This window comes from Microcystis sp. M165S2, assembly GCF_020245885.1.
Classification (GTDB): domain Bacteria; phylum Cyanobacteriota; class Cyanobacteriia; order Cyanobacteriales; family Microcystaceae; genus Microcystis.
In genome coordinates, this window is record NZ_JADBTZ010000078.1 from 1 (window position 1) to 7,854 (window position 7,854).

A 7,854-nucleotide genomic window follows, 5' to 3' on the forward strand; every position below is an offset into this window, starting at 1 on the left:
AAATCCTTATCTGGCAAGAGATTTAATTGATTAGTTCGCTCTAGATCAAAAACAATTGACAAAAATCGCTAAATGCCTTTCTATATAAGGGTTACATCCCTTATAACCCCCGTCCATTGCATAACACAAACCGAAGAGCCATTTGTTTTCTATGTTCGCTCGGTCATTGGGTTTAATTTTAGCGTAATATCTAGCAATTTCTAAAGGAACTTGAATAGTGATTTTTGTTTTGCTATTCATGGTAAGTAGCTGGTTATAATTAAATTAAAAATCGATTTTAGATTCGATCCCCCCTGCCCCCCTTGATAAGGGGGGTGTCTGATAATTTTTAACGCCTACCTACTTAATTGATTGTTTTTTTACTTTTAACAGACCTCTATTGTAGCACAAAATCACCATACTCATTCAATTTGACAATATTGATGTAAAAGTTGCCATTGGATCAAAAAAATCAATGAATAGAAACATGGACTAAAAATAAAACCCTCTCAACTGGCTAATTGAAGGGGCATTTATTGTATTTTTGGTGAGCAATTTAGCAAACTTTTGTGGTTTCTTTTTCGATGGATTGGGATGGCTTTAGTTTGCGCTTGAGGGTTGAAGCTGCGCCGAGAGTGCTAAGGACTCCAAGACCAAAGAGGGAGGCGGGTTCAGGTACTTGTTGTACTTGTTGTACTGTCCCAAAAGTTACGGGGAAAGCTACTGAAGCAGCAACATCTGGGGATGTATTGATGGCGATTTCAAAACCAGGATTACCATCAGTACCAATTGCATAAAGTGGACCACCGAAACCCGTGGACGAGTTCATAAACACTAAATCAGCTGGGTTAGTCCCATCAGCATTAGCTGTATTAAAAGTTAACGTTGAAGATGTGGCATTAACCAAAAATTGCCCTGTTCCCGAAATGTTAGAAGTGTCCGCAGCATTTAAAACAGGAAAAGGATTACCATTAACTGTCAGGATAAGGTTAACGTTGGTAAAGGGATTAGGAGTACCATTCTGGATAGTATAGCTGCCTACTGGCACATCTACGGTTCCCACTAAAGAAGCGTTATTACCTGATTCACTCCAACTGCGGTTAACAGTAAAAGTAACGGCCGTTGCTGCGACAGGAGTGAGCATAGCAGCGAGAGAAGTTGCGCCAGCTAAAGCTAGGGTAGGAATTAATCGGTTTTTAATCATCTTGATTGAACAAACGGGTGACTGGATGGAACTATCGTCTTCCTTGCGGCCTGGTCAAGCAACAGCCGAACCCAAGACAAAATGAGGACAGTAAGAGGATACACATTTACCCCCCCCGAACTGTATTAAAAGATACAATTTAATAAATCTTTACATTCTTCATTCGTTGAGTATAGGCTACATATCAGGACAGACAAAAGGGTGAATAAATAATCAGTTTTTAATAACCAGATTTAGCGTTGGGTTTCATGCTTCAACCCAACCTACGTTCATCTAAATCCGTTGAGTATAGGCTACATATCAGGACAGGCAAAAGGGTGAATAGATAATCAGTTTTTAATAACCGGATTTAGTATTAAGACTTGTTCTAGGCTTAACCTGCTTTTTGCTTTACTCAAATTGGCCAAGTAAAAGACTCATTTCGTTAACAACATTCTCACTTGCTTTTAATGCTTCTTTTCTAATTGCTTGAATTTCAGCCATACTTTTTGCTATTCTCTGCTGTTCAGATTTGGGTGGAATAGGCACTAAAACTTTAGACAAATCATCTACTAAAATAGTAGGAATCGCATGACCTGTCATGTACCTTTTAATCTGACGCAAAAAAAAGTCTGTTCGCATATATACTAATAAAAACAAAGGCTCGACTCCCTGAATATTTCTTAATACTGAAAATCCATTTGAGCAAATTGCTCCGTCTTCATCTTCCGTGATTAGGGCTGTTGCTTGACGTGAGCTTCCTGTACTTGCTCCTGAAATTGCTGTAATAATATCACCTTTGTACAATCTATATGTTGCGCGAGATGGAGCTTCATGTGCTTTGATTATTTGTTGAGAAACAACTTGCATTGTACGATAATCAACATCGGAGATAGCGATATATCTAATTTCACTATCTTTGGCTAAACGAAAATCAGCCGCATCTCTCAAAATATCGGCAATTTCACCTAAAGGTTTCGCCCCAATAGATTTTAGATGTTCTAATAATTTTTGGTCATTGGGTAAATAATGTTCGGCATCCAGTCTCGAATTGAGCAGGGTGTTCTTAACTGTATAAATACAATCGCTGTTTTGTGCAAATTCGCCGTTGATAAATGATGCAAAAGATTGAGAAATATCATCTATATCATCGTCAACTATTGGCAAACCTGATTTTGTTTGGGCTATAACTCCAGACTCGTTGCGCTTATATATTGTTTGTCCTTTAACGTCATAGCCTATTTTTTTGATTTGTGCCATAAAACAAGAATCATTGTTTGCTGGTAATTTTTGAACTACTAAAAGTGATGTCTTGATTCCTGTGCCATAAGGTACAAAAGCTTCTGTGGGGATGGAAACAACACCTAATATTTTTGCTTGGGAGCGCAACCAATAGCGAATCGGTCCATTAGAGATATTTTGTAATAGACCATCGGGTAAAACAATTGCCATGCGACCACCTGCACGCAATAATTTTATAGATTTCTCAATAAATAAAATATCGGGCGACTGACCTGCTAAAACGGTTGGGGAAACTTCCCAACCATTGGACGCTGATTTATGCCATTTCCGGGCAAGAAGATATGATTGAAGAATTTTCTGGTCTTCTACTTTGCCTTTATTTCCAAAAGGAGGATTTGTCAAGATAACATCAAAAGAGTTATTTAATTTTTCATCTTCGATAAGCGCATTAGTGCAGATAATTTCTGAACCTGTGCCACCTTCAAAAACTAAACGAATCATTCCCGAAAGGGCGACATCGGGATTAAATTCAATTCCCGTAATACTTTCTTGCACAAAAGTTGCTATATCGAACTCTGGGTTATTTTGTCGAACATGGTTTATTGCTTGAATTAAGAAACCACCACTTCCGCAAGCAGGATCTATAATTTTTTCTTTTGGTTTGGGGTCTATCATTTCAACCGCAAGGCGTACAATTGGGTGAGGGGTAAAAAATTCTCCCCTATCTCCACGCTGGTGTCTATTTACAAAAGTTTGAAAGGCTTCACCTTTTATATCGCCAGATGTTTTAGTTAAATTGATGTACTGTAACTTTCCTACAATATAAGCAAGAGTCAAAGGTTTTAACTTGAATGTGTCATCGGTGAAAAATCCCCGATAATGATTCTTGATGGAGGTAAATAATTGACTGAGACGCGACATAAATTCATCGGACTTATTGGCGACGATGGCTTTATATTCACTTGCTGTAACGCCAAAATTTACCGATTGCTTGGCAGATTTTTCATCATGAAGTTTGATGATGATTAGTTTAACCATCTCGTGAAAAATCTTGTCTTTGAGCATTCCTTCGTTGGCGTAAATATAATTATGGCACTCTTCAAAAACTGCTGCAAGATTGTTAGAAGGCCGTAATTCCTGAATTTGCGGGAGTTTTTCAGGTAACAGGCTGTCTTGGGAAAATAACAATCCTTGCTCTTTCATTTACTGCGCTTGATTTGACCGTTTCCCCTTGCGGGTTGTTGAATAGATAGACTATTTTTAGCCTCGACTGCATTCCTAGCAAACCAGTCTTTTAGTGGACAGAAAGCATCGCCATCTTGATTAAACAATAACTTGCTCCTATACTCTGATTGTAGAATATAAATTAGAGTATGTCAAGAGATAAAAAATTCAGTTTAATGTTAACCAAAGTGAGTAAAAAAAGCTTAGAGATTGTTTAGGGCATAAATCTTGAGGGATTATATCAAAACATTGCGGACGACTGAATAAATTCAGTCATGCTCTCGTGTTATTTTAGTAAAATTGTTTAGCCTTTTGATCAGGTGGGTGGCACTCACCTGATTTATTTTTAGCTATACATTAAAACGGAATAGTAAAACATCACCTTCTTGAACAATGTATTCCTTGCCTTCACTTCTGACTAAACCTTTTTCTTTAGCGGCGCTCATTGTGCCACTATTAACTAAATCCTGATAAGACACGGTTTCTGCACGAATAAAACCCCGTTCAAAATCCGAGTGAATAACTCCGGCTGCCTGGGGTGCTTTCATGCCAGAAATAATCGTCCATGCGCGGGTTTCTTGGGGACCGGTGGTGAGATAGGTACGCAGTCCTAATAACTCGTAGGTAGCTTTAATTAAAGATTTTAATCCCCCTTCTTCTACTCCTAAAGAACCGAGAAAATCTTTTCTTTCTTCTTCCGACAATTCCACCAATTCCGATTCCACTTGAGCAGAAACGATCACAACTTTTGCCTGTTCCTGTTGGGCAATTTGACGGACACTTTCTACCCAATCATTACCCGTGGCCAGATCATCTTCGCTAACATTCGCGGCATAAATAATCGGTTTACGACTCAATAAACCGAGATTTTTAATTAACTCTTCTTCCTCTTTGCTTAAATCCACTTTTCGCGCCGAAATACCGTCATTAAGACAAATTAGGATTTTTTCAAGGATAGCCAATTCTTCGGCGGCTTCCTTGCTATTTTTCGCCTGTTTGCGTAAACGTTCCACCCGCTTCTCCACCTGTCCCAAATCCGCTAGAGCTAACTCTAGATTAATCACCTCGATATCGCGGGCCGGATCCACAGAACCGGAAACATGAATAATATCATCATTATCAAAACAGCGCACCACATGAACGATCGCGTCCACTTCCCGGATATTAGCCAAAAATTGATTACCCAATCCTTCCCCCTGACTCGCACCCTTGACTAATCCGGCGATATCGACAAATTCGATCCGCGTCGGCACGATTTTCTCAGAATTAGAGATTTTAGCCAAAACCTCCAGACGTTCATCGGGGACGGATACCACACCCACATTCGGTTCAATGGTACAAAAGGGAAAATTAGCGGCCTCGGCCTTGGCATTAGCCACCAGAGCGTTAAATAGGGTCGATTTCCCCACATTTGGCAGTCCCACGATTCCAGCTTTTAACATAAAAATTGCTTGATAAACATCATTCCGACCTCTCACTATATCAGGCAGCCCCTCGTTTTTGTGAATCCAGTTGATGAGAAAGACTGTGGATAGTCAACAGCTTAGTTAACATTTATTTAACTTCCTTAACTAAAAGTAGGCGAGACTTTACAAGAGATTGCGAGAATGGGATGTAATGCTTGAGACTGAGTTAGGGTGAAAAGTAAGAAAGAATACACTTGTAGCACTGGGCAAAATTATGGCAAGACAGGCCTTTCACTTCTAACTACGTCCTGAGAGTAATTTCCAGTGCTATGACAGTATATTTCCTAGGACGATCGAGTGTAAATATCGTCCCATCGCCACAACTAATCACTAAATCATTGTTGGGGGTATCTGTATGAATCAAAGTATCGGAGCAAACACCCGTAATGTGGCCCTTGTCGGCCCCTACTCCAGTGGAAAAACCTCCTTACTGGAAAGTTTACTTTTCGTAACAGGAGCCATCACCAGAAAAGGCAAAATTAGCGATCGCAATACCGTCAGTGATAGTTCCACGCAAGCGCGGGATCGACAGATGAGTGTAGAAGTTTCCGTTGCCCATAGTCAATACCAAGACCTAAATTTTACCTTTCTCGATTGCCCCGGTTCGATCGAATTTGCCAGTGAAACCTATAATGCCCTCGTCGGGGCCGGTGCTGCTATTATCGTTTGTGAACCGGTGGTCGATCGAGTTCTCACCCTGGCTCCCTTGCTAAAATTCCTCGATGATTGGGAAATTCCGCATCTAATCTTCATCAACAAGATGGATCGCTGTAATAGTCACTTTAACGAAGTCCTACAAGCTCTCAAATCCGTTTCTAGTCGTCCCCTCGTTCCCCAGCAATATCCTATCCGGCAGAACAACGAAATTATCGGATTTATCGATTTAATCAACGAACAGGCTTATCATTACCATGCTAACAGTCCCGCCGATCCTGTACCTTTACCCGACCACCTCAAGGAAGAAGAACAGATTGCTCGACAAGAAATGCTAGAAACGATCGCCGAATTTGATGATCATCTTTTAGAAGAACTCCTCGAAGATATTAACCCCTCCCGGGAAGAAATTCTCCAAGACTTAAAACAAGAACTGGGAGCCGATCAGATAGTACCCGTGTTCTTAGGTATGGCGGAACGGGACTATGGTGCGCGTCATCTCCTCACCGCTTTAGTGGAAGAAGCACCGGCCCCGACAATTACTGCCAACCGTCGCGGTCTCGATCCCAGTGCGGATGGGGATGCGGTGGTACAAATCCTCAAAACCTATTTTACTCCCCAGGGCGGTCGCCTCTCCCTAGCGCGAGTCTGGCAGGGAACCCTTAGCGATGGCATGACCTTGAACGGTGTGCGGATTGGTGGTATCTATCGTCTTATGGGACAACAACAACAACCCCTACAGCAGGCCCAAGCGGGGGAAATTGTCGCTCTCGGTCGTTTGGAGGGAATCGCCACCGGAGATGTGGTTAGCAGCGGCAGTCAAAAACCCGATCTTCCCAAAGGTTTACAACTCAAACCCGTCTTTGCCTTGGCCATTGCGGCCGCCAATCGCAAGGATGAAGTGAAATTAAGTTCCGCTTTGACGAAACTGATCGAAGAAGATCCTTCCCTCTACTGGGAACAACACGGTGATACTAAAGAAGTGATTCTTTGGGGACAGGGAGAAATTCATCTGCAAGTGGCCCTCGATCGCCTGGCGCGCAAGTATAATCTACCGATGACCACCCATTTACCCCAAGTTCCCTACAAGGAAACGATCAAAACCAGCACCAAATCCCACGGACGTTATAAACACCAAACCGGCGGTCACGGTGCTTTTGGCGATGTTTACCTCGATATTAAACCCCTGGCCCGGGGGGAAGGTTTCCACTTCCATGAAAGCATTGTCGGTGGTGTCGTCCCCAAACAGTATATTCCGGGGGTGGAAACGGGAGTGCGGGAATATCTCGGTCATGGTCCTTTGGGTTTCCCCGTGGTGGATATCGATGTTACTCTCACCGATGGTTCCTATCACAGTGTCGATAGTTCCGAACAAGCTTTTAAACAAGCGGCCCGTCTAGCGATGACGGAAGGACTGCCTAAATGTCATCCAGTCTTATTAGAACCAATTCTATCGGTGACGGTTCTCGCTCCCTCAGAATACACCGCCAAGGTTTTACAGTTAATCAGTGGTAAACGCGGTCAAATTCAGGGTTTTGAAGCTTCCGAGGAGTGGAAAGGTTGGGATCAGGTAACGGCCTATCTCCCCCAAGCGGAAATGCACGATTTTATCGTTGAATTGCGTTCTTTGACTATGGGTGTCGGTTTCTTCCAGTGGGATGAGGATCACCTGCAAGAAGTGCCGGATAAACTGCGCGATGGGGTTTTAGCTATGCAGGGTAATGGTAACAAGTAGGCGATTTCGCCTCTGGTGTGGTCTATTGAGAAAAGGGAGAATCCCCCTCCCTTCCCTGATGGGTTACCCAAGAGGTAGAACCTCTGAAAATGCGTTGCAAGGGTCTCCCTTGCAACGAGGTAATGGGGTTGCTGTGGCGATTCGATACCCTTAATTTTTTCAAGAATACGACCTTTCATACCATTGGGTAAGTCAACAATCTGTTTTTGTACAGATTTAGAGATTTTAATACTTTGACATCCTCACCGCCGTAAAACGGACGGTGATTCCCAAACCTCACGATTTAGGTTTCTGCTTCTTTCCCTTGCGGGGTTCCGCACCTGCCTTAACAGATTTACTCTGTTCTGGTCTTATGGTCGCTCTACAGACTG

5 protein-coding genes are annotated in these 7,854 nt (G+C 42.3%); 1 reads left to right on the forward strand and 4 read right to left on the reverse strand.

Features of this window, described 5'->3' with window-relative positions; genetic code table 11:
* Positions 1 to 45 precede the first annotated feature (45 nt).
* The 4 genes from IM479_RS22975 to ychF form a co-directional block, all read right to left on the reverse strand.
* Complete coding sequence (locus IM479_RS22975; RefSeq protein WP_502845705.1) at positions 46 to 240, reverse strand: hypothetical protein; 195 nt, start codon at positions 238 to 240, stop codon at positions 46 to 48.
* Between the two features lie 295 nt (positions 241 to 535).
* Positions 536 to 1,183 carry a PEP-CTERM sorting domain-containing protein gene (locus IM479_RS04395; RefSeq protein WP_287684564.1) on the reverse strand — a complete coding sequence of 216 codons (648 nt, stop codon included), beginning with the start codon at positions 1,181 to 1,183 and terminating at the stop codon, positions 536 to 538.
* A 390-nt stretch (positions 1,184 to 1,573) separates the two neighbouring features.
* Positions 1,574 to 3,607: an N-6 DNA methylase gene (locus IM479_RS04400; RefSeq protein WP_287684565.1), complete on the reverse strand. Its 2,034-nt coding sequence runs from the start codon at positions 3,605 to 3,607 to the stop codon at positions 1,574 to 1,576.
* A 371-nt stretch (positions 3,608 to 3,978) separates the two neighbouring features.
* A complete protein-coding gene (gene ychF / locus IM479_RS04405; protein WP_286826198.1) occupies positions 3,979 to 5,070 on the reverse strand; it encodes a redox-regulated ATPase YchF in 1,092 nt (363 codons plus the stop codon).
* Between the two features lie 379 nt (positions 5,071 to 5,449).
* Here ychF and IM479_RS04410 point away from each other — a divergent pair, with 379 nt between their 5' ends.
* Positions 5,450 to 7,483 carry an elongation factor G gene (locus IM479_RS04410; RefSeq protein WP_287684566.1) on the forward strand — a complete coding sequence of 678 codons (2,034 nt, stop codon included), beginning with the start codon at positions 5,450 to 5,452 and terminating at the stop codon, positions 7,481 to 7,483.
* Positions 7,484 to 7,854 lie beyond the last annotated feature (371 nt).

Excerpts from the sequence above, each read along its gene's own strand:
- IM479_RS04400 (WP_287684565.1), bottom strand. The coding sequence starts at position 3,607 with ATGAAAGAGCAAGGATTGTTATTTTCCCAAGACAGCCTGTTACCTGAA.
- IM479_RS04410 (WP_287684566.1), top strand. The coding sequence starts at position 5,450 with ATGAATCAAAGTATCGGAGCAAACACCCGTAATGTGGCCCTTGTCGGC.
- ychF (WP_286826198.1), bottom strand. The coding sequence starts at position 5,070 with ATGTTAAAAGCTGGAATCGTGGGACTGCCAAATGTGGGGAAATCGACC.
- IM479_RS22975 (WP_502845705.1), bottom strand. The coding sequence starts at position 240 with ATGAATAGCAAAACAAAAATCACTATTCAAGTTCCTTTAGAAATTGCT.
- IM479_RS04395 (WP_287684564.1), bottom strand. The coding sequence starts at position 1,183 with ATGATTAAAAACCGATTAATTCCTACCCTAGCTTTAGCTGGCGCAACT.